Origin of the sequence: Mesorhizobium shangrilense (assembly GCF_028826155.1) — a bacterium.
Taxonomy (GTDB): Bacteria; Pseudomonadota; Alphaproteobacteria; order Rhizobiales; family Rhizobiaceae; genus Arvimicrobium; species Arvimicrobium flavum.
On the sequence record NZ_JAQGPN010000005.1, the window covers coordinates 34,410 to 56,834 of the forward strand.

21 protein-coding genes are annotated in these 22,425 nt (G+C 62.1%); 8 read left to right on the forward strand and 13 right to left on the reverse strand.

Annotation, left to right across the window (positions count from 1 at the left end; translation table 11 throughout):
* The first annotated feature begins 105 nt into the window (after window positions 1-105).
* The gene (locus PD284_RS26405; protein WP_274631324.1) at window positions 106-738 is read left to right on the forward strand and encodes a haloacid dehalogenase type II; all 633 of its coding nucleotides are present in this window, start codon (window positions 106-108) and stop codon (window positions 736-738) included.
* A gap of 290 nt (window positions 739-1,028) precedes the next feature.
* On the opposite strand, the gene PD284_RS26410 is transcribed toward PD284_RS26405, so the two are convergent.
* From PD284_RS26410 to PD284_RS26430, 5 genes are all read right to left on the reverse strand, one after another.
* Window positions 1,029-1,265 (reverse strand): hypothetical protein, encoded by a 237-nt coding sequence (locus PD284_RS26410; protein WP_274631325.1) that lies wholly within the window; start codon window positions 1,263-1,265, stop codon window positions 1,029-1,031.
* Between the two features lie 61 nt (window positions 1,266-1,326).
* Window positions 1,327-2,988, reverse strand: a complete 1,662-nt coding sequence (locus PD284_RS26415; protein WP_274631326.1) for an ABC transporter ATP-binding protein — start codon at window positions 2,986-2,988, stop codon at window positions 1,327-1,329.
* A 3-nt stretch (window positions 2,989-2,991) separates the two neighbouring features.
* Window positions 2,992-3,876, reverse strand: a complete 885-nt coding sequence (locus PD284_RS26420; protein ID WP_411956301.1) for an ABC transporter permease — start codon at window positions 3,874-3,876, stop codon at window positions 2,992-2,994.
* Window positions 3,876-4,817, reverse strand: a complete 942-nt coding sequence (locus PD284_RS26425) for an ABC transporter permease (protein ID WP_274631327.1) — start codon at window positions 4,815-4,817, stop codon at window positions 3,876-3,878. Before PD284_RS26425 ends, PD284_RS26420 begins: the two co-directional genes overlap by 1 nt.
* A gap of 74 nt (window positions 4,818-4,891) precedes the next feature.
* Window positions 4,892-6,508, reverse strand: coding sequence for an ABC transporter substrate-binding protein (locus PD284_RS26430; protein WP_274631328.1), 1,617 nt, complete (start codon window positions 6,506-6,508; stop codon window positions 4,892-4,894).
* Window positions 6,509-6,730: 222 nt separating this feature from the next.
* Here PD284_RS26430 and PD284_RS26435 point away from each other — a divergent pair, with 222 nt between their 5' ends.
* Entirely contained in the window at window positions 6,731-6,859 is a 129-nt protein-coding gene (locus PD284_RS26435) for a hypothetical protein (RefSeq protein ID WP_274631329.1), read from the forward strand.
* A 41-nt stretch (window positions 6,860-6,900) separates the two neighbouring features.
* On the opposite strand, the gene PD284_RS26440 is transcribed toward PD284_RS26435, so the two are convergent.
* The 6 genes from PD284_RS26440 to PD284_RS26465 form a co-directional block, all read right to left on the reverse strand.
* A complete protein-coding gene (locus tag PD284_RS26440; protein WP_274631330.1) occupies window positions 6,901-8,292 on the reverse strand; it encodes an FAD-dependent oxidoreductase in 1,392 nt (463 codons plus the stop codon).
* Between the two features lie 589 nt (window positions 8,293-8,881).
* The gene (galE, locus tag PD284_RS26445) at window positions 8,882-9,883 is read right to left on the reverse strand and encodes a UDP-glucose 4-epimerase GalE (RefSeq protein WP_274631331.1); all 1,002 of its coding nucleotides are present in this window, start codon (window positions 9,881-9,883) and stop codon (window positions 8,882-8,884) included.
* Window positions 9,884-9,936: 53 nt separating this feature from the next.
* Window positions 9,937-10,968, reverse strand: a complete 1,032-nt coding sequence (locus PD284_RS26450; protein WP_274631332.1) for an acyltransferase family protein — start codon at window positions 10,966-10,968, stop codon at window positions 9,937-9,939.
* Window positions 10,965-12,239, reverse strand: coding sequence for an O-antigen ligase family protein (locus PD284_RS26455; protein ID WP_274631333.1), 1,275 nt, complete (start codon window positions 12,237-12,239; stop codon window positions 10,965-10,967). Before PD284_RS26455 ends, PD284_RS26450 begins: the two co-directional genes overlap by 4 nt.
* 23 nt (window positions 12,240-12,262) lie before the next feature.
* Window positions 12,263-13,501: a polysaccharide biosynthesis/export family protein gene (locus tag PD284_RS26460; protein WP_274631405.1), complete on the reverse strand. Its 1,239-nt coding sequence runs from the start codon at window positions 13,499-13,501 to the stop codon at window positions 12,263-12,265.
* A gap of 93 nt (window positions 13,502-13,594) precedes the next feature.
* Window positions 13,595-14,275: a sugar transferase gene (locus tag PD284_RS26465; RefSeq protein WP_411956304.1), complete on the reverse strand. Its 681-nt coding sequence runs from the start codon at window positions 14,273-14,275 to the stop codon at window positions 13,595-13,597.
* A 592-nt stretch (window positions 14,276-14,867) separates the two neighbouring features.
* On the opposite strand from PD284_RS26465, the gene PD284_RS26470 reads away from it, so the two are divergent.
* Together PD284_RS26470 and PD284_RS26475 are read left to right on the forward strand one after the other, a co-directional pair.
* Window positions 14,868-15,119 carry an exopolysaccharide production repressor protein gene (locus PD284_RS26470; RefSeq protein ID WP_274631335.1) on the forward strand — a complete coding sequence of 84 codons (252 nt, stop codon included), beginning with the start codon at window positions 14,868-14,870 and terminating at the stop codon, window positions 15,117-15,119.
* A 161-nt stretch (window positions 15,120-15,280) separates the two neighbouring features.
* On the forward strand, window positions 15,281-16,282 hold the full coding sequence (locus tag PD284_RS26475) for a glycosyltransferase family 2 protein (RefSeq protein ID WP_274631336.1): 1,002 nt from the start codon (window positions 15,281-15,283) through the stop codon (window positions 16,280-16,282).
* On the opposite strand, the gene PD284_RS26480 is transcribed toward PD284_RS26475, so the two are convergent.
* Together PD284_RS26480 and PD284_RS26485 are read right to left on the reverse strand one after the other, a co-directional pair.
* Entirely contained in the window at window positions 16,273-17,223 is a 951-nt protein-coding gene (locus tag PD284_RS26480) for a polysaccharide pyruvyl transferase family protein (RefSeq protein ID WP_274631337.1), read from the reverse strand. The genes PD284_RS26475 and PD284_RS26480 overlap by 10 nt on opposite strands.
* A gap of 13 nt (window positions 17,224-17,236) precedes the next feature.
* Window positions 17,237-18,196: a glycosyltransferase family 2 protein gene (locus PD284_RS26485; RefSeq protein WP_274631338.1), complete on the reverse strand. Its 960-nt coding sequence runs from the start codon at window positions 18,194-18,196 to the stop codon at window positions 17,237-17,239.
* Window positions 18,197-18,313: 117 nt separating this feature from the next.
* Between PD284_RS26485 and PD284_RS26490 the strand changes: the two genes are divergently transcribed.
* The 4 genes from PD284_RS26490 to PD284_RS26505 all read left to right on the forward strand — a co-directional run bounded on the left by PD284_RS26490 (window position 18,314) and on the right by PD284_RS26505 (window position 22,421).
* Entirely contained in the window at window positions 18,314-19,798 is a 1,485-nt protein-coding gene (locus PD284_RS26490) for a lipopolysaccharide biosynthesis protein (RefSeq protein WP_274631339.1), read from the forward strand.
* A 58-nt stretch (window positions 19,799-19,856) separates the two neighbouring features.
* Window positions 19,857-20,240, forward strand: coding sequence for a hypothetical protein (locus tag PD284_RS26495; RefSeq protein WP_274631340.1), 384 nt, complete (start codon window positions 19,857-19,859; stop codon window positions 20,238-20,240).
* 212 nt (window positions 20,241-20,452) lie between these two features.
* Window positions 20,453-21,217: an endo-1,3-1,4-beta-glycanase ExoK gene (gene exoK / locus PD284_RS26500; RefSeq protein WP_411956305.1), complete on the forward strand. Its 765-nt coding sequence runs from the start codon at window positions 20,453-20,455 to the stop codon at window positions 21,215-21,217.
* Between the two features lie 10 nt (window positions 21,218-21,227).
* Window positions 21,228-22,421 carry a glycosyltransferase family protein gene (locus PD284_RS26505; RefSeq protein ID WP_274631341.1) on the forward strand — a complete coding sequence of 398 codons (1,194 nt, stop codon included), beginning with the start codon at window positions 21,228-21,230 and terminating at the stop codon, window positions 22,419-22,421.
* Window positions 22,422-22,425: the final 4 nt, after the last annotated feature.

Below are 22,425 nucleotides of genomic sequence, written 5' to 3' on the forward strand. Positions count from 1 at the left end.
TGCGTCGCCTGGGGACAGTCTGCCCTACAGCCCTGGCAGGCGTTCTTGCGGCCCGCCATCGTCTTGACGAAACCCGAAGCAGACGGATGGAAAGGAACACACGCTATGGCGACTATCGAGGTATTGTTCTTTGACGTTTTGGGAACGGTCGTCGATTGGCGGGGCAGTATTGCGGACGAGGTCCAAGCATTTCTGAAGCGTCATGACCTGCGGAACATCGATGCCCATAGCTTCGCGGATGCGTGGGTCGGAAATTATGATGCCGCAATCGAACCGATCCGCTCCGGCAAACGGGCCTTCACCTCTCTCGACATCATAAATATGGAGAACCTGAAGGCCTGTCTGACGCAGTTCGATCTAACGCCGACGCAGTTTGCATGCAGTGAACTGGAAGCACTGAACCTTGCATGGCACAAGCTGCGGCCCTGGCCGGATTCGGTTGAGGGCATCGCCCAGCTAAAGCAACATTTCATCGTTGCCCCTTTATCCGACGGAAACACCAAGCTGTTGGTCGATATGGCCAAACACGCGCGCTTGCCGTGGGATATGGTTTTCGGCGCAGACGTTTCCCAATCCTATAAGCCTACGCCTCGAGCCTATCTCCATGCCTGTGAACTGTTGGATGTGCCTCCGCAACGCGTCATGCTGGTCGCCGCGCATGGCTACGATCTGGATGCTGCGCGTTCATGTGGACTTAAGACGGCTATGTCCTTCGCGAGCACGCATCTGATCCATTAATGGCGGCAAACGCGGAGCTACCTGAAAAATGGGACTGCTGCGATAGCAATCTGACCGAACTGGCAACGGTTCTAGCCAAGGCCACCTGAGGGATGGTGGGCTTCCCGGCGTCGTCGTGCGGAACGGTCCCGATAAGCTGGCGCCACCTCGCCAAAAGCGGCTTTCCAGACGGATGCTCCAACAGTCTCACGGTCGCTTGAATAGTTCCGAACGGGGCGGGAGCGGTCCTGGCTCAGCGGCGGCCCATGGCCCGTCAAGCTGCCTGTTCTTCAGGTTGCCCGCAGCGCTCTCTACCGTGCCACCAGCCTGCACTGGAAAAAATCGAGCATGAGATGCGCAATCGCCGGAGCCCCCTCTTCCAGTGCGAAATGGCCGGTCTCGAACAAGTGCAGTTCGCTTTTGACCAGATCGCTGATACGCCCGAGCGCCCGCAACCGTGAAGAATGGGTCATTCGCGCGATCGCCATCCGCACCAGACTCTCGCTCGGCGGCCGCCGGCCGCCGCCCTGCAACTGCAAGCGCTGCATCCACCCCCCGGGACCAGGCTGGTTCCTGGATCCCCGGCAGACTTATCCCCATCCACGACGCTCAGTTCGTCGCGATTTCCCTGAAATTGCCGAAGTCCCAGTGGCGGCCGGGCGCGGCCTCGATCAGTGCGCGCGTGTAATCGTGGCGCGGGCTGGCGAGCACATTCGCGGCAGTGTCGTGCTCGACAATCCTGCCGTGCTGCATGACGACGACCTCGTCGCAGATCTGCGCTGCGACACGCAGGTCATGCGTGATGAACAGAATGGCGATGCCGAGCTTTTCCTGAAGGTCGTCGAGCAGCTTAAGCACTTGCGCCTGCACCGAAACGTCGAGCGCCGAGACGGCTTCGTCCGCGACGAGGATATCCGGTCGCATGGCAATGGCGCGGGCGATCGCCACCCGCTGGCGCTGACCGCCCGAAAATTGGTGCGGGTAGCGCCCGAGCGCGTCCGCAGGCAGGCCGACCAACTCCATGAGTTCGCGCGCTTGGGCGAGCGCTTGCCTGCGTGACTGCCCGAAGTTCCGCGGCCCCTCGATGAGGCTGTCGCCGATTGTCCAGCGCGGATTGAGCGAGCGGAAGGGGTCCTGGAAGACGATCTGGATTTGCTTGCGGTACAGTTGCAGCGCGACGCGGCCGAGCCTTGCGATGTCTGCATTGCCCACCTTGATGCGACCTTCGGTTGGGTCAATCAGCCGCATGATACACCGCGCGACGGTGGACTTGCCCGAACCGCTTTCGCCGACGATGCCGAGCGTCCGCCCCGGCCGGATCGCAAAACGCACATCCTGCACCGCGCGCGTCTCGCGACCTTTTCGGAACAGGCCGCGCGTGTCGTAGATCTTCGCCAGCCCCTCGACATCCAGCACCGGTCCGGCATCAGTCGGGGGCCGCGCGTCGCGCGGAATGAGGCTGGGCACCGATTTGAGAAGATTGCGCGTGTAATCCTGCTGCGGAGAGCGCAGGAGTGTCTCGATGGGCGCGCGTTCCACGAGCTCGCCGTGGCGCATGACATAGACGGTGTCGGCAATCTCGGCGACGACGCCCATGTCGTGCGTGATGAAGAGCACGGCCGTCCCGTGCCGTTCCTGAAGCTCAGCGATCAGCTTGAGAACCTGGTTCTGGGTCGTCACGTCGAGCGCCGTGGTCGGCTCGTCGGCGATCAACAGCTTCGGCTCAAGGATAAGCGCCATAGCGATCATGATGCGCTGGCGCTGGCCGCCCGAAAGCTGGTGCGGGTAGGAGCCGTAGATGCGCTCGACATCAGGCAGATGGACCTGCTGCATGATATCGACGACACGCTTCCGCTTTTCGTGCGCGGGAAGTCGGGCGTGGCTGTCCAGCACCTCCTCGATCTGATCGCCCACCTTCATGACCGGGTTGAGCGCGGTCATCGGCTCCTGGAAGATCATCGAGATTCGACTGGCGCGCAATTTACGCATCGCCGATGCGTCGAGCTCTATGAGGTTGCGGCCGTCGAACTCGATGCGTCCGCCCGAGACTTCGAGCGCGCCCTTGGGCAGAAGTCCCATTATGGCGAGCGAGGTGACCGACTTGCCCGAGCCGCTTTCGCCCACAAGACACACGGTTTCGCCCTGGCGGATGATCACGTCGATTCCGTCAAGGATCGTGACGGGGTCGCCGTCGCCGGCCGTACGCACGACGAGATCGTCGATTTTTAGTGCGGCCGGCGCGTTGTCGAACTTGCGGTTTCGGAACTGCATCGCTCAGGTCTCCCGCTTCTTCAGGCGCGGATCGAGCAGATCACGCGCGGTGTCACCCAGAAGATTGATCGACAGGATGCACAGCGACAGGAGCAGGCCGGGCCAGAAGATCAGCTCCGGCTTGATTTGAAAGAACATGCGCCCCTCGGCCATGATGTTGCCCCACGTGGGAATCTCGGTGGAGACGCCCGCGCCAAGGAAGGATAGGATCGCCTCGGTCAGGATTGCCGATGCACAGATGTAGGTCCCCTGCACAATGAGTGGGGCGAGTGTGTTCGGCATAAGGTGGTTCCACAGAATCTTCGGCATGGACGACCCGAGCGCGATTGCTGCCTCCACGTACGGCTCCTCGCGCGCCGACAGGACGACCGAGCGAACGAGGCGCACCACGCGCGGGATTTCGGGAATGGTGATTGCGAAGATGACCGACCAGAGGCTTGGACCGTTGAGCGCCACGAGCGCGATGGCGAGCAGGATCGACGGGATTGCCATAAGCGCATCCATGATACGCATGATGATGGCGTCAGCCGTGCGGAAGAAGCCGGAAACGAGCCCGATGACAAGGCCGATCAGCACCGATACGATGGCTGCACCGGTACCAATCAGGAGCGAGACCTGTCCGCCGACCATGACGCGCGAGAGCAGATCGCGGCCATAGGCGTCCGTGCCGATCCAGTGAGCCTCGCTCGGCCCTTTGAGGCGTAGGAGCGCGTCCATATGCATTGGATTGTGCGGCACGTAGAGATAGGCGGTGGCCGTGGCGAGTACGATCGCGGCGAGCACGAGCCCGGCGACGATCGGACCGACGCCGAGACGCCAGCGGCGCGGCAGGCCGATCGCGCCGAGCACCACCTGCATTGCGGACGTCGGTTGCGGTTGGGCGGCCATCAGTAGCGTATCCTCGGATCGAATAGCGAATAGGAAAGGTCGATGATCAGATTGACGAAGACATAGATCGCGCTCGTCAGCAGGATCATCGCCTGGATGACTGGGTAGTCGCGCGCGAGGATCGCGTCGACCGTCAGGCGTCCGATGCCAGGAATGTTGAAAACGCTTTCCGTCACCACGACGCCGGAGATCAGTAGTGCGAATCCTGTTCCGATCATCGTCATGATCGGCACAGCAGCGTTTCGGAGCGCGTGGCGGAAAAGGACGATGTGCTCCTTGACGCCTTTGGCGCGCGCCGTGCGTACATAGTCCTCACCGAGCACTTCGAGGAGGCTGGCGCGCGTCATGCGCGCGATCAGCGCGACATAGATGGTTGCCAGCGTCAGGCAGGGCAGGATCGCGCGGATGAAAAACCCCTGAGGGTCCTGCAACGGGGCCATGTAGCCCTGCACCGGGACGAGGCGCATGTCGATGGCGAAGATCTTGATGAAGATGTAACCGATGACGAAGACGGGGATGGAAAAACCCAGCACCGAGAAGGTCATCACAGCATAGTCGACCCACGTGCGGTGGCGCCAGGCCGCGAGTACGCCGAGCGGCACGGCGATCAGCACCGACAAGATGATCGTCAGCGTTCCGATCTGCAATGTCGGCCAGATGCGCTGACCGATCAGCCGGGTGACAGGCTGGTTAGAGATGATGGAAGTGCCCAGATCTCCCTGGAGAAGCTGTCCCATCCAAGTAACGAATTGCGCGTGCAGCGGTTCGGCGAGGCCCAACGACTCACGGATACGCTCCAATTGCGCAGGCGTGGCTGAATCGCCCGCGATGATCGCCGCCGGGTCGCCCGGCGTCAGCCGAAGCAGCAGGAACACGAAGATCGCGACAATCGCCATCACCGGAAAAATGGCGAGGATTCGCCGGATGATATAGCCAAGCATCGCGAGAAGGCTCCTTCTGAAATCAGACGAGATGGCGTCCCCCGCCCCGAGGGCCGGGGGACGGAACTGGCCGACTAAGTTTTGTTGACCTCCCAGAACACCAACACCGGTGAGGGAATCATGTTCACGATGTTCGTGCGGCGCGACTGGACCTGAAGATATTGGCCGAGCGGTATGTAGTTCACCACATTGACTACATGTGCCTGGATGCGTGCGGCAACTTGCTTTCGTGCTTCCAACGAGGTGGCGGCAATGAATTCCGCGCGCAACGCTTCCAGTTCCGGATCATCGGGCCAACCGAACCATGCGCTGTCGCCGCCTCCGTTGACCATCGAGTTGAGCAACGGCGAGGAAATCTCCGGCACCATCCAGTTGGTGAAAAAGATGTTCCAGCCGCCTTCCGACGGAGCTGCTTGGTTGGCACGGCGTGTCACGACCGACTGCCAGTCCATCGCTTGCATGTCTACGTTGAAGCCGGCTTCGCGCAGCAGCTGCGCAGCCACGACCGGCTGGGCTGTAAGTTCAACCACATCCGTCGGTTGCATCAGCACGATCGGCGTACCGTCGTAGCCGGCCTCTTTGAGCAAAGCCTTGGCCCCGGCCACGTCACCGGCGCCGGTGAGACTTTCCGTGCCTGCCTCGGATGCGAGCGGAGTTCCGCATCCGAAGATAGCGCCGCACTTCTTATAGTATTTCGGATTACCGATCATTGTCGCGAGGATCGGCTCTTGCCTCATCGCCTTCAAGGCGGCTTGCCGGATCTTCATATTGTCGAACGGCGGATGCTTGAAGTTCATGCGGCCCATCGTCTGGTAGCCGAGCGAATTGCGCACCTCGACCGCCACATCCGGGCTGGTTTCGAGGAGCGGAAGCAGGTCGATCGGCGTCTGCTCCAGATAGTCGATTTCGCCTGAAACCAGCGCGTTGATCGCGGTCTGGGCATCAGGCATCGTAACCCATTTCACCCTATCGACTTTGACGACCTTGCCGCCCGCCATCCAGTCTGCGGGCTCCGCGCGTGGCACATAGTCCTCAAATTTCGCGTAGGTCACGGAGACACCGGGTTCAAATTCTTCCTTCACGAAGACGAAGGGTCCCGAACCGGTGTTGTCGCTGATCGCCTGGTCTGCGGGGGTTTGCGCAACGCGCGCCGGCATGATGAAGGGCGGTACCGATGACTGCTTGCTGACGATATCGAGAAGCGGACCGAATGGCGTCGACAGGGTCCAGGTGATGGTCTTGTCATCTGTGGCCTCAAGGCTCGCGGTGACATCGAAGATAAGCTGGCCGCCGGCATCGCGTTTGCCCCAGCGCTGCAGCGATGCAACGGCATCGGCTGCGGTGACCGGCGCGCCATCGTGGAACTTGAGGCCGTCGCGTAGCGTGAAGGTGTAGGTTAACCCGTCCTCGGAGACTGCGAAGTCGGCCATCTGCGGCTGTGGCGCGAAGTCCTTGTTCTGCGCTACAAGCACGTCGTAGATCATGTAGCCATGGTTGCGGGTAATGTGAGCCGTGGTGATGATCGGATCGAGTACGCGCAGGCCCGAATGCAATACTGCGGTGATAGTTTTGCCGTCCTGCGCAAGCGCTGCTCCGGCGGACATGATGGGCGCCGCAAGCATGGTAGCGGCCGCGATCGAACGGACTCTCGTCATGATCGATCTCGCAAAATCACGAGACAGCAGTGTCATCTTTCCCTCTTCGTTTGGTTTGCCTGTATTTCAATTAAGTCTTGTTGACTGTGGGGATGCTGCTCCGCTCCATTCGCACGGCGAACCGTCTCCGCGGGGTGACAGTTCCAATCCCCAAGAACGGATGCGGCCTGTCCGGGACAAGAGCGACTTGCGTTCACAGCGAAACCCGAGATTTCTGCCTGGCACGCACATCGCGGCTCGCGCGACGAGCATGGCGCGATGATGGACGCATTGCGCGCGCGCGACCTGGAGCTTCTGAGCCAGCGGCTCAAGGCGCACAACCGGGGCACGCAGGAGCAGGTTTGCGCGATGCTGACGTCGCCCGAAACGGCGGACGCAGAAGCCTGATCTCATTGCGGGATGAAGACATCGGCCGCGGCCAGCGTCCATCACCTGGTTCCTTCGAGGATCGCGCCTTGATCCTTCAGGGTCTGACGCAGCCGGGCCACAGGAATGTCGCGCAGCCTGGCGTGGTTGCTTTGGGTGACCGCCATCGCGGTCAGGCTGCCCGCCGCCTGGCCCATCGCCAGGCAGCTGCCCATGACCCGCGCCGACCCCTGCGCCTCGCGACTCGCCGACAGGCAGCGCCCCGCAATGACCACGTTCTCCAGACCTTGCGGCAGCAGGCTGGCAAGCGGAATGTCGTATGAACCGCCGTCGGCGACCGGGATGCGGATCTGTCCGGTCCCGTCCTGATGGATGTCGACGTGATGGCAACCCTTGGCCACACCGTCCCCACGCTTCCTTGCCTCCAGGACGTCCTCTTCCGTCAGGATGTAGTCGCCGACGACGCGCCGGGTTTCGCGGATCCCGATCCGCGGCGACATGCCGGATATGCTGGCTGCACCGAAGCCGGGCACGGACTTGCGCAGGAATTCGGCGCACTGGAACACCTGTGCGGTCAGGACGCGCAACGCCGTCGCCATGTTGTCGGGCCGGGTCGGCTCGTCGAGGGTTATGCGCGTCGCGTTGATGCAGACCTCGCGACGGGTGTCGGAGGTGGGCTGGATCATGATCAGCGCGGTCGCAAACATCTCGCCGCGCTCGATCGCGCCGCCGAGCAGCGGCCCATCGCCCTTGAAGAAGACGCAGGGCTGGCCCTGCCGGTAGATTTCCTCGGTGATCTCGCGATCTGTCCGCCCGCCCCGAATCGCTTGGCTTTCGCCCACGGCGACGCACTCGGGGTGCTCGCGCACGAAGCCGAGAAGCCCGGCGGTGTCGACATTGGCCATGCGGAACATCATCGACATCGGTTGGGGCTTCTCGTCCCGGCCCACGCTCAGCATCTCGGCGCCGGCCATGGCGCAGAGGTCGCCGTCGCCCGAAGCGTCGACAAAGGCGCGCGCCGTCAGCAGCTGCCGGCCGCCCTTGTTGCGCACCACCAGGCCCGAAATCCTGCCGCCGTCCTGAACCGTCTCCTCGGCGAAGGTCTGGAGATAGACGGTGACCCCGGCCCCGAACACCAGTTGCGGGATCGCGATCTTCATGATCTCCGGATCGTAGGCGACGTACTGGATCAGCCGCCAGTCATTCAGCTTGGCGACGAAGCCGCCCATGTCTCGGCAAAGCTGGAGAAGGTCGGTCAGGACGCCGCCCACCGTCTCCTCGCCGCGTCCGTTGATCGCGCCATCGACGGTCATGCCCGTCAACAGCTCTCCACCCAGCATCGGACCGGCTTCCACCAGGGCCGTGCGCGCGCCGTTCCGGGCCGCAGCGACCGCCGCCGCAATGCCGGCGCTGCCGCCCCCCAGAACGATCACGTCGTAATCCTGACACTTCACGATCAGTTCCTCCCGCCCCGGGCGGTTATGGCAGCATTGGATCCATGATGCAACATGCGCGTCGGAGATATGAGAGGAGGAACCGGATGAAGTGGGGAGGCTCACCCTTGCCGACGCGATGGCGGCGCAGCGATGCGCTACGAGGGAGTCTTCTACCGGCGCTTGACCCGATCTATTCGCGCGAACCGGTGGCGGCCGTGGGGCAGAGCTGTACGGCGGCGGCGTCAATCGAAAGGGCCGCTGGCCCTCTATACGTCCCTGTCGGTCATGACGGCGTTGCGCGAGGCCAATCAGGAGGGCAGCTTCCAGCCGACGACGCTCTCCTATGACACAGACATCGCGCGCGTTTTTCGACTGCCGGGACAATACTGCCTTGCGGACACTGGGGATGGATGTCGCGGCGCTACTGACCCGACTTGGCGCGACCAGATGAAAGCGACCGGCGAAGCCAAGTCGCAAGATCGGCCTGATGCCATCGCCGGGGTCAAGGTCCTTTGCGAGGTCGTTGCCTCACGGTGTTTTTTGGGCCGGGTGCCTCAATGTGCGCCACGATGTTCAATATCGACGTCAACGCATGGACGCCTGCGCACTACTCGGTGGAGCTCCCCCGTTGCCACGCCCAGGCATCGCGGCACATTTCCCCAAGGTCCCTTCGGGCCCGCCAGTTGAGCAGGTGCAGCGCCCTGGCGGGATCAGCGTAGTATTGGGCGAGATCCCCCTCGCGCCGCTTTCCATATGCAACGGGTATGGCGCGCCCCGTCTCCCGTTCGAAGGTACGAACCACATCCAGGACCGAATATCCTGTCCCGGTCCCCAGGTTCACGGTCACGAAGCCAGGCGTGTCCGATCTGGAAATAGCCGCCAGATGCCCCTCGGCGAGATCGCAGACATGGAGATAGTCGCGGACGCCGGTTCCGTCGGGGGTGGGGTAGTCCGTCCCGAAAATATGGAGACGCTCGCGCTGGCCGCTCGCAACCTGAGTCACGAAGGGCATCAGATTGTTGGGCACGCCGACGGGATCGTCACCGATCCCTCCACTCGGATGCGCGCCGACCGGATTGAAGTAGCGGAGAACGACGATGCTGACATTGCCCTCGGCGCGCTGGAAATCATCGCACAACCACTCCGCCATGAGCTTGGAACGCCCGTACGGATTGGTCGGATTCAGGGGGTGCGATTCCTTCAGCGGTAGCTCGACGGGCTGGCCATAGACGGTAGCTGAGGAACTGAAGATGAGACGGTGGACGCCGTGTTCCTTCATGGCTTCGAGGAGGCATGCAGTGCCGCCCACATTGGTTTCGAAATAGTCCAGTGGCCTGGCGACCGAATCCCCGACGGCTTTCAGCCCTGCCAGGTGCACCACCAGATCAGGCTGAGCCGAGCGCAGGGCATTCGATATGTCCTGCTTGCGCCGAACGTCTCCGGTGACGACGCTGCAAGGCCGCCTCGCAATGCGCGCGATCCGCGACGGAACCCCCGGGTCACTGTTGCAAAAATTGTCGAAGACAACGACGTCATGGCCCGCTTGCAGTGCTGCCACGCAGAAATGCGAGCCGATATAGCCGGCTCCCCCTGTCACGAAAATTCGCATGTCAGCTACCTCAACATCACATTTGACGACAAACCGGATCCCGTCTGCGGACTTCAGACGCTCTCAGGGACCGGTCGATTGTCCTCGACCGATTTGCGTGCGCGTTTTCGGCTCGACGAGCCTTTGAAGACTGCGATCATGGGTTTTTCCAGCATTTCATAAGCCGCAGTGCCGATCGTCACGCCTGCGACCACGGCAAGGATCATTGCCGCTGCAGCGGGCATCGCCAGCAATGCAGCCAGCTTGGCGACGACCGAAATCGCGAAGGTGTGGAACAGGTAGATCGAATAGGACGCGTCGCCGAGATAGAGCATCGGCCGGAGATGGCGGACCGCGCCAGCCTTCTCCAGCGCGAGCACGCCGATCAGCAGCGCGGCAGCCAACGGGCCGAAGGAGAGCGGGCCAAAACCGACATGGGTGGTGCCGACGATCGCGAAGCCGAGGAGCGCGGCAACGATCAGGACAGTGCCCGTGGCGGGCAAGGGAATCCTGCCATCCAGCCAGAGTTTTCCCACAAGGGCGCCGAGCAGGAATTCCAGGATGATCGGGTCGGTGTATGTCGCCACAATTGGATTGCCGCTGTCCTGGACAAAGCCCACTCCAGCCAGGCCTAGCAGCACCAACGCCAGGCCCGCGAGTCGGAACCGTGACGGCAGCAGCAGGCAGGCGGCGAAAACGACGTAGAAGAAGATCTCATAGTTCAGCGTCCAGCCCTGGACCAGAACCGGCCAGACCTGCCCGTTGCTCGGCGACTGATGCGGGATGAAGAACAGCGAGCCGAGTATGTGGCCGAGCGTGAGCTTCAAATTCGGGAACAGGCCGGCAAGTGCGCCGGCAATCATGATGCCGGTCGCGACCCAGTAGACCGGTGCGATGCGCTGCAGCCGATCGCGCATGAACCGGGCGGGCGTGGTCGGCCTGCGCTCCGAGATCACCCACATGATGAAACCGCTGATGACGAAGAACACGTCCACGCCGGCGGCGCCGATGACGAAATGCCCGCCAGTGCGCTCGGCCGCGTGGAAGACCACCACGGCGATGGCCGCCACGGCGCGCAGATACTGGATGCCATGCAGCCTGTTCATCGGGCGTGACGAACCCGCAGGTGCGAGACCGGTTGCGCGGCGGGGAATGCCAGGTCGCGCGCCGGTTTCGATGCCGCGAGCAGGCCCGCCGAATAGTAGAGCAGGAATGATCCGATCGCGTATGGGTGCATCACGTCGACTTCGAAGAAAGAGCGGACCAGGAGCATGAAGGCGACGCCGAACAGAAGATGGGAGCGCATGACGTCGTGGCCGTGGAGAAGGCGGAGCAGATAGCCGAGCCAGACCCGGACGATGACCAGGCCGGCGAGCAGAAGTCCGATGAAGCCGAGTTCGACGAACAGTTCGATGTAGGTGTTGTGGAAATGAAAGCCGCTGCGGGAGCCGATGTAGAATTCCTCCCAGAGGCGCTCGGCTTCGGAGAAGCCCTGGACCCAGTAGGCATAATAGCCGGCGCCGACGACCGGAGACTCCCAACCCGCCGCGATACCTTCCGCCCACAGATAGGTGCGCCCCGTCAGTGTCGCGTCCTTGCCGAAGGCGCCCAGCACCATCGCCATGCCGCCAAGATTCAATCCGACGAACACGAGTCCGAGCACGAGTACGATACCGAGCGCGAAGAGGGTCTTCCTGGTGCGCGGCGCAAACAGGACCGTGACGCTGAGGCCGATCATGACGACCAGCGTGGCTGCGGTGGCTATGATCGATGTGGCGGACTGCGAGGCGATCAGCGCATAGCCGGACAGGCATCCGCCAAAAAGGGCAAGCAGCCGGGCGAATCCGCGCTCGCCCAGGACGAAGATGCAGGCAAAAGCGAAATAGATGCCGAGCGAGGCGAAGAAGCCGAGCTGATTCTTGGAGGCGAAGGCGCCCACGAAGCTGTAGTCGCCGTCCAGCGGATCATAGTGGTAGCCGCCGAAGGCAAGGGAGTAGAGAAGCACGAAGATGACGCCGGCGAGCATGCCGAGCGCCATCGTCCGCACATTGACGGTCCGTGCCGCGATCAGCGCACAGACGATGTGGGACAAATATTGCACGCCCGCGCGCGCTGTCACGCCGGGCGCGGCGGACCAGAACACCGACAGGCAGGCAAAGACGCCGAAGGCGATGATCCAGTAGAAGCGGGTGTAGTTCCCCAGCGAATGCCGGTAATCGACCAGGATCAGCGGCAGCCACAGTCCGTAATAGGCAAGTACCGAAACCTGTCCGAACCGCGCCGAATAGGCCAGGATGAAGGTCGAGATTGCGACCGCGAAAGACCCGTACCAGAAATTGTGGTCCGGGCTGACGAGACTTGCCTTTGCGATCTTCATGGACAGGTCCGAGCAAGTCGACGCTAGTTGGCCGGTATCGCCGCGATGCCCACCTTGATGACGTCGCCTGGCAGAACCGGAGTGTTCTCTTCAGCCGGCATCTCAGTCGTCTTTCCTTCCGCTTCACGGACAATGGAGAAGCCGATCTCGGGCGACGCGTCACCGCTTGTGCGCCCGGCCTGCGGATCGCGCGCCAATGCTTCAGCCATCAAGTCCCTGTACATCGCGATTTTCAGGTTCAGCTGTTCGATGGCGAATTCCGCCTGCTGGCGTTCCTGGGCGACCCCGGAATCCCACTCGTTCTGCAGGTTCGTCGCGTCTTGTGTGGCCCTGCTTATGTCCTGCTTGGCCCGCAAGGCGGCAGTCTCCATGTCCAGGACCTTGGTCTCCAGTTCGGCGGTCGAACGCTCGATCGAAAGAACGCGGGAATTCACCGCCAGGCCCTTGTCGGCAAGGTCGCCGATGCCCTTCAACTCCTTGCGCGAAAGCTCTATCTGGCGGCTCTGGCTGGCGATCTTCTTTTCCAGCGAAACCACCTCGCTCTGTAGAAGCGTCTTCAGATCCTCGATCGCAGAGAGTTGCACGCGCAGCCGTGTCTCGCGCGCTGTCTTGAAAGCGCTCTCGTCCGCGATCAGTTTCTTGCCATTGGCGGTTTCCTGAAGCTCCTTGGGAAAGTCGATTTCCTGGAGACCCTTGGCTTCGGAAATCAGCCGCGCGCGCTTGGCCAAGAGGCCATCCCGCTCCGCGACGAAAACCTCGTAGTTGCCGCGGGCGTTGATGAAATCGCGCTCGGTGCGCAGGCCGGCATCGGCCGCGCGACGTATTCCTCCGGCCAGGCTGGCTGCTTTCAATACCGTCAGATCCGGAGCATAGGGGTATTTGCCCGGCGTCTGAACGTCGCCGGAGACGAAGACAGGCCGAAACTCGGCAAGTTCAACCGACGCGTCCGGGCGGTCGAGCAGCCCGAGTTTCTGCTGCAACGTCTCGCTGATTGCCTCGCGAATCTCGGACGTCGTTTTCCCGGCGGCATCCATTTCGCCTACGAGTGGCAACGAGATCTTGCCTGAGGGGCCGACGGCATACTCGCCGCTGATCGTCGACCAGTCGCGAACCGCGCCTTCCGCGGTCTGCCACTCCACGACACGGATGCGGAGCTTGTCCATGGTCCCCAGCCGGTAGTCCGCGGCCTGCGCTGAAATCGCGGTCAACGCCGCCACTACCAACGCGAATTTCGTCACGCCCGCGAGGAAAGAACGCCTCATGCGCAGCCATGCGGCGCGGTAATTGATGGGTTTCGCTTTCAAGACAAGCCTTTCTGTGAGCGCTGCCGAAACATCGTGCGCAAGCTGCGCCGATCAGTAGCTGCCACGAGACGAGAAAACGGCGGGAACCGTCTTGACGATGATCTTGAGGTCAAAAAAGAAGGACCAGTTTTCAACGTAGTGCCGGTCGAAGGCGACCCGGGCGTCGTAGGAAACGTCATTGCGGCCGCTGACCTGCCACAATCCGGTCAGGCCGGGGCGTGAGTTCAGATAGTAGGCGGCTGCCGTTCCATAGAGCTCGAGTTCGTCCATCACCACCGGTCTCGGGCCGACGATGCTCATGTCGCCGCGCAGGATGTTGAACATCTGCGGCAGCTCGTCGAGGCTGAGCCTGCGCAGCACGGCGCCGACGCGCGTGACGCGAGGGTCGTTCTGTAGCTTGCGGGTGGCGAGCCATTCCTCGCGGCTCTGCGGGTTCCTAGCGAAGTGGGCCGCCAGAACCTCATCCCCATTCTCGACCATGGTGCGAAATTTGAGGCACTGGAAAACCTGGCGGTTCCGTCCGATCCGACTGTGGCCGTAGAATACCCGTCCACCATCGGAAAACTTCACCAGCATCGCCAGCATGAGAAACAGGGGACTCAGTAGGAGAATGCCCGCCGAGACGCCGATGATGTCGAAACCGCGTTTGAAAACCCCGCCGATCGGCGGCTGCGTCTTGGAAACCGATCGCAGTCGTTCTGTCGAGTTGGCCAATCTGGGGGCGGGTTTCATTTGCTGCTCCACAAGTGGTCGGGACGGCGGGGAAATGCTGCGACGCAACATGGCCAGTGACGCCGCGATGGATGAGTCACTTATGTGTTCGAAATGTGAAACTAGGATAATAGGCAGATCATATTATGTGGCATGTGGATACATGCCCGGTCGCCAGTCCAAGCCTAGGCAGAGATGCAAATCATATCTGGCTAAAACCGAAGATGTGCAGAAGATAGATTTTGTAAATTTGCCGCACGTGGCGCTAATCGGTTCAAGCCGCGCCGAACAATAAAATACCTCTCTCTTGTATAACTATGCGTAACTTCATGGGGACCTCCAGGCTCCCATGAGCAAACTCGGCTATCACGACAAATTGTTCAACCGGCGGCTGCGTGGTTAAGCAGTTCAAAGGAAAAAGCCGGCCAGTTGCCGGATGGGGCTTGGACGAATATGTTATCTTGGGCTTGGCGGTTGGTCCCGACACCATCGACGCCGAACGTTTCGAAGGAATCTTGGGAATGATCTTGGCCGCGAAATCGCGGGCGAACGGGGCGACGGCATAGAAATGTCTTTTGTGCTCTTTCTCCGTGGCCTTATCGGAGTCCTGCTGGTGTTCGCCATTACTACATACGTAATGACGCAGTCGGTATGGACGACGTTGGTGCAGACCGTGATCTGCGCAGTCCTGTTGCAGATCGGGTATTTCGCCGCTGTGCTGTTCCTCGTGTGGCGATCGGCCGGTAAGCCGAGTCTTGATGAGAGCGCGGCAAAGGACGCGGCCTTGCAGAACACGCCGACCGAAGATCCGCAGGCGCGCAAGGTGGGCCGTTTGCCTGGGATACCGCGCTCGGATCATTCGTAAGACGAGCGCCCGCCGACCTGTCATGAAATCGCCGTTCGCAATTGCGAACAATTCGTCTTCCAGTCCGAGTCGGTAGCGTCAGCACACACCGATTTGGCCGGGTGCGACCAATCTGTTGCGTGGTCTGCTCCGCTTTTGGAATCGGATTGATCGAGGTGTGAATGACATCCCCCGCCACTATCTGCGTCATCATTGCCGCAAACAATGCCTCCGGCACGATTGCGCGCGCCATCCGTTCGGCGTTGCGTGAAGATCGCGTTGCCGAAGTGGTCGTCGTCGACGATGGATCGACCGACGGTACTGCCGCCGCGTCAAGGACAGCGGAGGACGGCAGCGGTCGCCTGCGGGTTCTTTCGCTCGAGACCAACAAGGGGCCGGCTTTCGCCCGCAACCACGCCATCGCCCACTCGTCCGCGCCGCTGATCGCGGTGCTGGATGCCGACGATTTCTATCTGGCCGGTCGCTTCGACAGGCTGCTCGCAAAGAACGACTGGGATTTCGTCGCCGACAATATCGTTTTCATCGACGGACGAGGCCAGGTGGTGGACCCCGAGGTGCCGGAGTTCGAAGCAGCGCCACGCTTCCTCGATCTTCGCGGCTTCGTCGAAGGCAACATTTCCAGGCCCGGCGTCTCCCGTGGTGAGATCGGGTTCCTCAAGCCGGTCATGCGGCGGTCCTTCCTCGACGCCCATGGGCTTCGCTACAGGGAGGACTTGCGTCTCGGCGAGGACTACGAACTCTACGTGCGCGCCCTGCTGCATGGCGCGCGCTACAAGATCGTCCACGGGTGCGGCTATGGCGCTGTCGTTCGACCGGATTCGCTCAGTGGCCGGCATCGGACACTCGATCTGCAACGGCTCTACGAGGCCGACCGGGCGATCCTGGCCACGCCCGGCCTGCCGAAGGAGAGCGCAGCCGTGCTTCGCAGGCACGAATGCCACATTCGCGGGCGCTACGAATTGCGCCGCTTCCTCGACATCAAGGCCGAGGCGGGGACCTGGCAGGCTGGCCTTTACGCGCTCAGGAACCCTTCCGCGATTCCGGCGATCTCCGGCGGGGTGGCGGCCGACAAACTCGCCGCCTTCATGGCGCATCGCCAACCCGACACCGCGAACCCCTCGCCCCTTCGCTACCTGCTGCCGGCAACGGCCGCTCAGAAGTAGTCGCGGCGCATTCCGGCAAGGACTTCGCGCAGCCGATCCTTGCGCTCGGCCAGCGCGCCGTCGGCGCTCAGTTGCGGCTCAGCCTTGCGTGCCTGGCGCAAGGCAAGCGTGGACGGTGCCGCCAGAAGCTGCTTTGCGGCGCTGCGAAGCGCGGATGGACGAGGGTCGCTGCGCGTCATGACGAGGCTGTCGTCGAAGCTTCGCTCGTTGGGATTGTCGGGTTGTGGCTCGCTGTTGGCGAAATCCACGCCCCAGAAGCGCGCTCCCTTCGTGATCGCCTCCGCCCTCGAGGAAACCGGAATGTAACGGGGCCTGTAGGCGACGCCGACGGTTGCCGCCCAATCCTGCCATTTGAAGCTGTTGATGTTGGGCGATGTGCTGACGGCGACCCAGGGCACCCGAAAAGCGTCCGCCAGTATGGCCGCGTGCATGGATTCGGCGACCACCAGCCGCGACTGCGCGATGGCCCGGATGACGGATTTCGCCTCGCCGCACGGATCGACATAGACCAGGCCGGCTGCCTTGCAGACGGTCGGCCAGATGCCGCCCACGGTCGATTCCCAGTGCGGAACGAATATCGCATCGTCGGTCTTCGGCAGGTTGGCGAACTCCGGCATGTCGGCGACCATGACGGCCGGGTCGATGATGCCGAGCCGCCTGTCGAGGCCGACCTTCTCCGCCGTCAGCGGACCGCGAACGCAGCGTATGTCCCATTCGGACGGGTCGGAAAGATCCGGCAGCTTGCCGTATCCGAAGCCGCTGCCGACCACGAGTTTGCGCGTGGCTTTCGGCAGCAGCGCCTGGTTGAGGACGGTGCCTACGCCGACGAGCAGTATTTCGGGGTGAACTTCGCGAAACCCGGGGAGGAGAAAATCCCAGAGCCAGAGGTTGAGGTCGTCGCCGAAATTGCCGTGGGCGGATTCCCAGTAGAACGGATGCATGCGGTTGTCCTCGCTAGCGGGTGATCTTGGCGACGGCGAGTTCCACCGCGCTGCGCAACAGCTTGGGATCGCGCCAGGCCCATTCCGCCAAAAGTCCGAGCTGCGGCGCCTTGCGGCGGCGAACCAGCCGCATCTGCCCCCACAGCGCCTGGCGGCGCGCGACCTGCTTGTAGGCTTCGATCGATGCCTGGTCTTCGGGGCCGTGCGAAAAGCGGCTTTCAAGCTTGTCGAGCGCGACCCAGGTGTTGAACTGCTGCTTGAGGAACAGCGGCGAATCGTTGTCCAGGCCGTGGAAGATGTTGATCCCCTCGCCGCGCGTGGCGCCTATGCCGTCGCTCAGGATGATTCGCTTCGCGCCTCGAACGCAGTCGTAGAAGAACAGGACGTCCTCAGCGGCCAGCCGCAAGGCGGCTTCGAAGCGGATCTCGCGGAACAGGTTCCTGCCGATGACCATGCAGGAGAGGTGGAGAAAGCTCCAGTTCTTCAGCATGACGCCGGCGAGATCGGGGATTTCCACCAGGGGCGGCTCGTCTGAAAGCCGAAGGACGGTGGTGGTCTCGGCCAGTGCAGACACGCCGAAATGGTAGTGGAATTCTTCACCGCCCCTGATCGATGCAAAGTAGCAGTCTGCGTCAAAACGTGACAGGCCGGCGACCGCGTGCTCCAGATGGTCGGGTGTCCACTCGTCGTCCGAATCGAGAAATGCCGCATAGGAGCTTTCGGCCGGCACGTGGTCGAGGCCCATGTTGCGCGCCCCGCCGGGACCGGCATTCGGTTGAGCTATAACGGTTATCCGGGCCCGCTCGGCCGGCGAAAACCCCTGCAGTTCGATCTCGACCGGCGACGGCGAGGCGTCGTCGACGACGGTCACGTCGAAATCCGGATGCGATTGCGCGAACACCGACCTCAGCGCGCGCGCCAGTATGCCGGGCTCTCGCTGGTAGAAGGGGATGATGACTGTGCACTTCGTCATTTTTTCGCGCCTTATCAAATCTAGGAGGTCTGCGGGCTCACCGGAATCTTCCCTTTCGGTGGCCTGTTTCGGGTCCGGATGAGGACACAAAGACCAGAAGAACAACGGTGCTCGTCCATGTCGCCTGCAATTAACCTGAAAACTGTGACGAACAATGTGGGCTGGAGCGTGCTGTCCAAGACAGCCACATTCGGGCTGAAATTTGTCACCGTGCCGCTTCTCGCCCGCATCCTCTCGCCCGAGGAGTTCGGTATGGTCGCCGTCGCCCATACCGTCGTGATCTTTCTGACGATGGTCGGCAGCGCCGGTCTTGCGGCCTCGCTGGTGCTCGGGCGTGACCTCGAAACGGAGACCGTGCATTCCGTTTTCTGGGCAAATCTGCTGGTAGCCTGCACACTCGCGACAGGCCTCTATGCGTGGGCGGATTTCTTCGCCGAGATGCTCGGCGCCGCGGACGCCGCCTACCTTGTAAAGGTCATGGCGTTTCTCATCCCGATCCAGCTTTGCGGCGACGTGGCCTATTCGCTGCTGGCGCGGAACATGGCTTTCGGCAAGGACGCGGCCTGGAGCGTGCTTGCCGAATCGATCGGTGCGGTGACTGCGCTCGCACTGGCGGTTCTCGGATGGGGAGTGTGGGCGCTGGTGGCGCAGCTTTTCGTCTCGGCGGTGGTGCGGCTGGCGGGGCTTTTTTACGCAAGCCGCTACAGGCCGCGGCTGGTCATGTCCCTTGGCAGGCTTCGGAGGCTTGTGACGTTCAGCCTCGGCCTGATGGGCTCGGAGATCTTCAACTTCATCACCTTCCAGTCGCCGCTGATCATCATTTCACGCCATCTCGGTCTCGCCGATGCCGGCGCCTATTCGGCGGCGAACAGGTTTTCGAGCATCCCCAACCAGGTCGTGCTCACAGCATTGATGGGCGTGCTGTTTCCGGCATTCAGCCACATGAACGACGATCGCGCGCGCCGGTCGCATGCGCTGTTGCTGAGCACCCAGGTGTCGACCGTCTTCCTGGCGCCGATGATGTTCGGCATCTGGGCGATCGCCGAGCCCGGGATGTTGCTGATCTTCGGACCCCAGTGGGCCTACGCGTGGCCGATCCTCGGATTGCTTGCCCTGTCCAAGGGCATTCTCACCCCGTGCAGCACCTTCATTCCCTATCTGAAGGGCGCCGGGCAGAGCAGCGTGCTGTGGTGGGTCGCGGTGATTCGGGCGATCCTCGTCTATGGCTGTGTCAGCTACGGCGTGATGACGGGGGGACTCGTGGACGCGATGATATGGCTGTGCATCGCCAACATCATCACCCTGGTCGGCTACTCATGGGTGGTGTTCCGCTCCGACGGCACGCCATTCCTGTCCGGCCTTTATGTGACCAGCCGACCGATGGTCACCGCTTTCATCATGGCCGTCGCCGTGCGATTCCTGCTCGATCAGATCAGGGACGACGTACCGAACGCGGCGTTGCAGGTGGTGATTTGCGGCCTGGCCGGCAGCATCATCTATGCCTTCCTCGTGCTGTTGACCGAGCGGGACTTGATGCGGAAACTGCTTCAATTGCTGCGCGAGAGGATGGCGCCGCGGGCAAGCGTCGGCGCCGGCGGCTAGCATTCGGCGCCACGTCGCCGATAGGCTTCGCCGTGGACAAAAAGGGGATCGACTCACGATGGCGCTGTTTCGCTTTCAAATCCGAAACCCGAATCGGGACCGAGAGACAGATGCGAGCCGGCTGCAGCGGCTCCATAAGGTGCTCGACGACCTTCGCTTGGAAATAGAGCGTGAGCGAAACGGCCTTCGCGCCCGCCACGAAAAACTCGCCGCCGATGCCGCGTTTTCATATGAAGCCTTGGAGAACGATGGCGCCGAAGTGTCCATGTCCGCGAAAATCGATGACATGACCGACACGATGATCCGCTACAGAAGGCGCATCCGATCACTGGAAAAACAGATCGGTTTCGTGATCGCGCTCCGGGGCCAGGTGGAAGTCTTTTCGCAGGAGAACGCTGCGGAAGACCTGCCTTTGGACACCGTGCGGCAGGGACGGAGATAACCAGCGCTCACAAAACGTTATCGCCGTTCTTTTGGGGAATTGTGAAGGCTCGTCACATTCCGATCATACCTGTTGCCCATGTACGGACCTCGTCAGCATTCGCTGTGATTTGACAGGCGGCGTGCGAAGCCTGCTGCCAAGGTACAGATGATGGGCCTGTGATTCAGAACGCGACCAACACGACCGGAAATCTCAAATCCCCTATCCTCGCCATCGGACTGTTTGTTGTCTCGCTAGCTTGCACTCCGACCGCCGCGCTCGCGGAAGAGCTCGCTGGAGGCAAATCCTTCATCGAGAATTTCGACCGCCTCGACACGAAGCATTGGTACGTTTCAGATGGTTGGGCGAATGGCGATCATCAGAACTGCACCTGGTCGAAAGGTCAGGTGGAGGTCGCCGACGGCACGCTGCGGCTGGGCTTCGCGAAGCAGCAGACCAAGGATCGCGCCTATGTCTGCGGCGAGATCCAGACCAACCCGCGCTACGGCTACGGCGCCTACGAAATTCGCATGAAGGCGGTGGCCGGTTCAGGCCTGAACACGGGCTTCTTCACCTATATCGGGCCTGTTCACAAACAGCCGCATGACGAGATCGATTTCGAGGTTCTCGGCAAGAACCCCTCGAAGGTGCAGATCAACACGTATGTCGACGGGAAAAACGCCGGCCCCGAAAGACTGGTGGACGTTCCCGGCGGCGCCGACCAGGGCTTCAACGACTATGCCTTCGTGTGGGAGAAGGACCGCATCCGCTGGTATGTGAACGACGAACTCGTCGGTGAAGCGACGGACCCTGCCAAGCTGCCCAGCCATGCATCCAAGATCTATCTCAGCCTGTGGGGCAGCGACACGCTGAAATCGTGGATGGGCACATTTGCAGAGCCCGCAGGACCGGTTGCCGCCGAAATCGATCGGATCGCGTTCACTGCAGCCGGCGATGCCTGCCAGTTCCCCGAATCCATCGTCTGCAAGCTGAACTGAGCGGCCAGGAGTGAATTCGATTTCCACTCTGCATGTTCTCTATCTCGTGCACGATCTCTCCGACCCGGCCGTGCGCCGTCGGGTGATCATGCTTCAGGCGGGCGGAGCCAAGGTGACGCTGGCCGGATTTCGCAGGAGCATGCACCCGGCGACTGCACAGATCGACGGGCTTTCGCCCATCGACCTGGGACCGACGCAAGACGGCAGGTTTGCGCAACGGCTCCTCGCGATTGCCAAGGCGTCGCTGTCGCTGCGTGCCAAGCTGAAGGGCATTGCAAAGCCGGACGTCATCATCGGCCGCAATCTTGAAATGCTGGCGTTGGCCAAACGGGCCAGGACGCTGCTTTCGGCCGATATCCCTGTCGCCTATGAATGCCTCGACATCCATCGCCTCCTGCTCGGGCAGAACAAGGTGTCGAGGGCGATGCGGGGTGCCGAACGCGCGCTTGGCAGGGATGCCGCGCTGCTGATGACGAGTTCGCCGGCCTTCGTGCGCGACTACTTCCAGCGCCTCGGGCAGATCGATGCCCCGGTGATGCTGCTGCAGAACAAGGTGCTCGATCTCTCGGACAGTTCCGCAGACCCGAGAAGCCAGGCAATCGAAGCCTCAAGTCACAAGCCGTGGACGATCGGCTGGTTCGGCGCGTTGCGCTGCCGAAAATCGCTGCACCTGCTTGCCGCGTTCACCCGGCAGATGGAAGGCCGCTACGAGGTCGTCCTGCGCGGCCGGCCGGCCTATTCGGAGTTTCCCGATTTCGACGCATTCGTCGGCTCCGAGCCGCATCTTCGCTTCGAGGGCTCCTACCGCAACCCGGAAGACCTCGCCCGGATTTATGGCGAGGTGCATTTCGCCTGGGCCATCGACTTCTTCGAGGAAGGGCTGAATTCAAGCTGGCTGCTGCCCAATCGGCTTTATGAAGGCTGTCGTTACGGTGTCGTTCCGATCGCGATGAGGCAGACCGAGACGGGTCGGTTCCTCGCCGCGCGCCAGATGGGAATCCTGCTCGACGAAGCTTCGGCTTGGACGCTTGGCGCGCGCCTCGGCGAGATGAATGCCGGCAGCTATGCGGCCGCCCGCCAGAAAATCCTGGCTGAAGACCGCGGCACGTGGGTCAGCGGTCTGCGCGACTGCCGGGCGCTGGTCGACAGGCTGAAGGCCCTGGCCGGCTCGAGTTCATCCGATGGGGCGGTGCGGGCGGCGTGAAGCA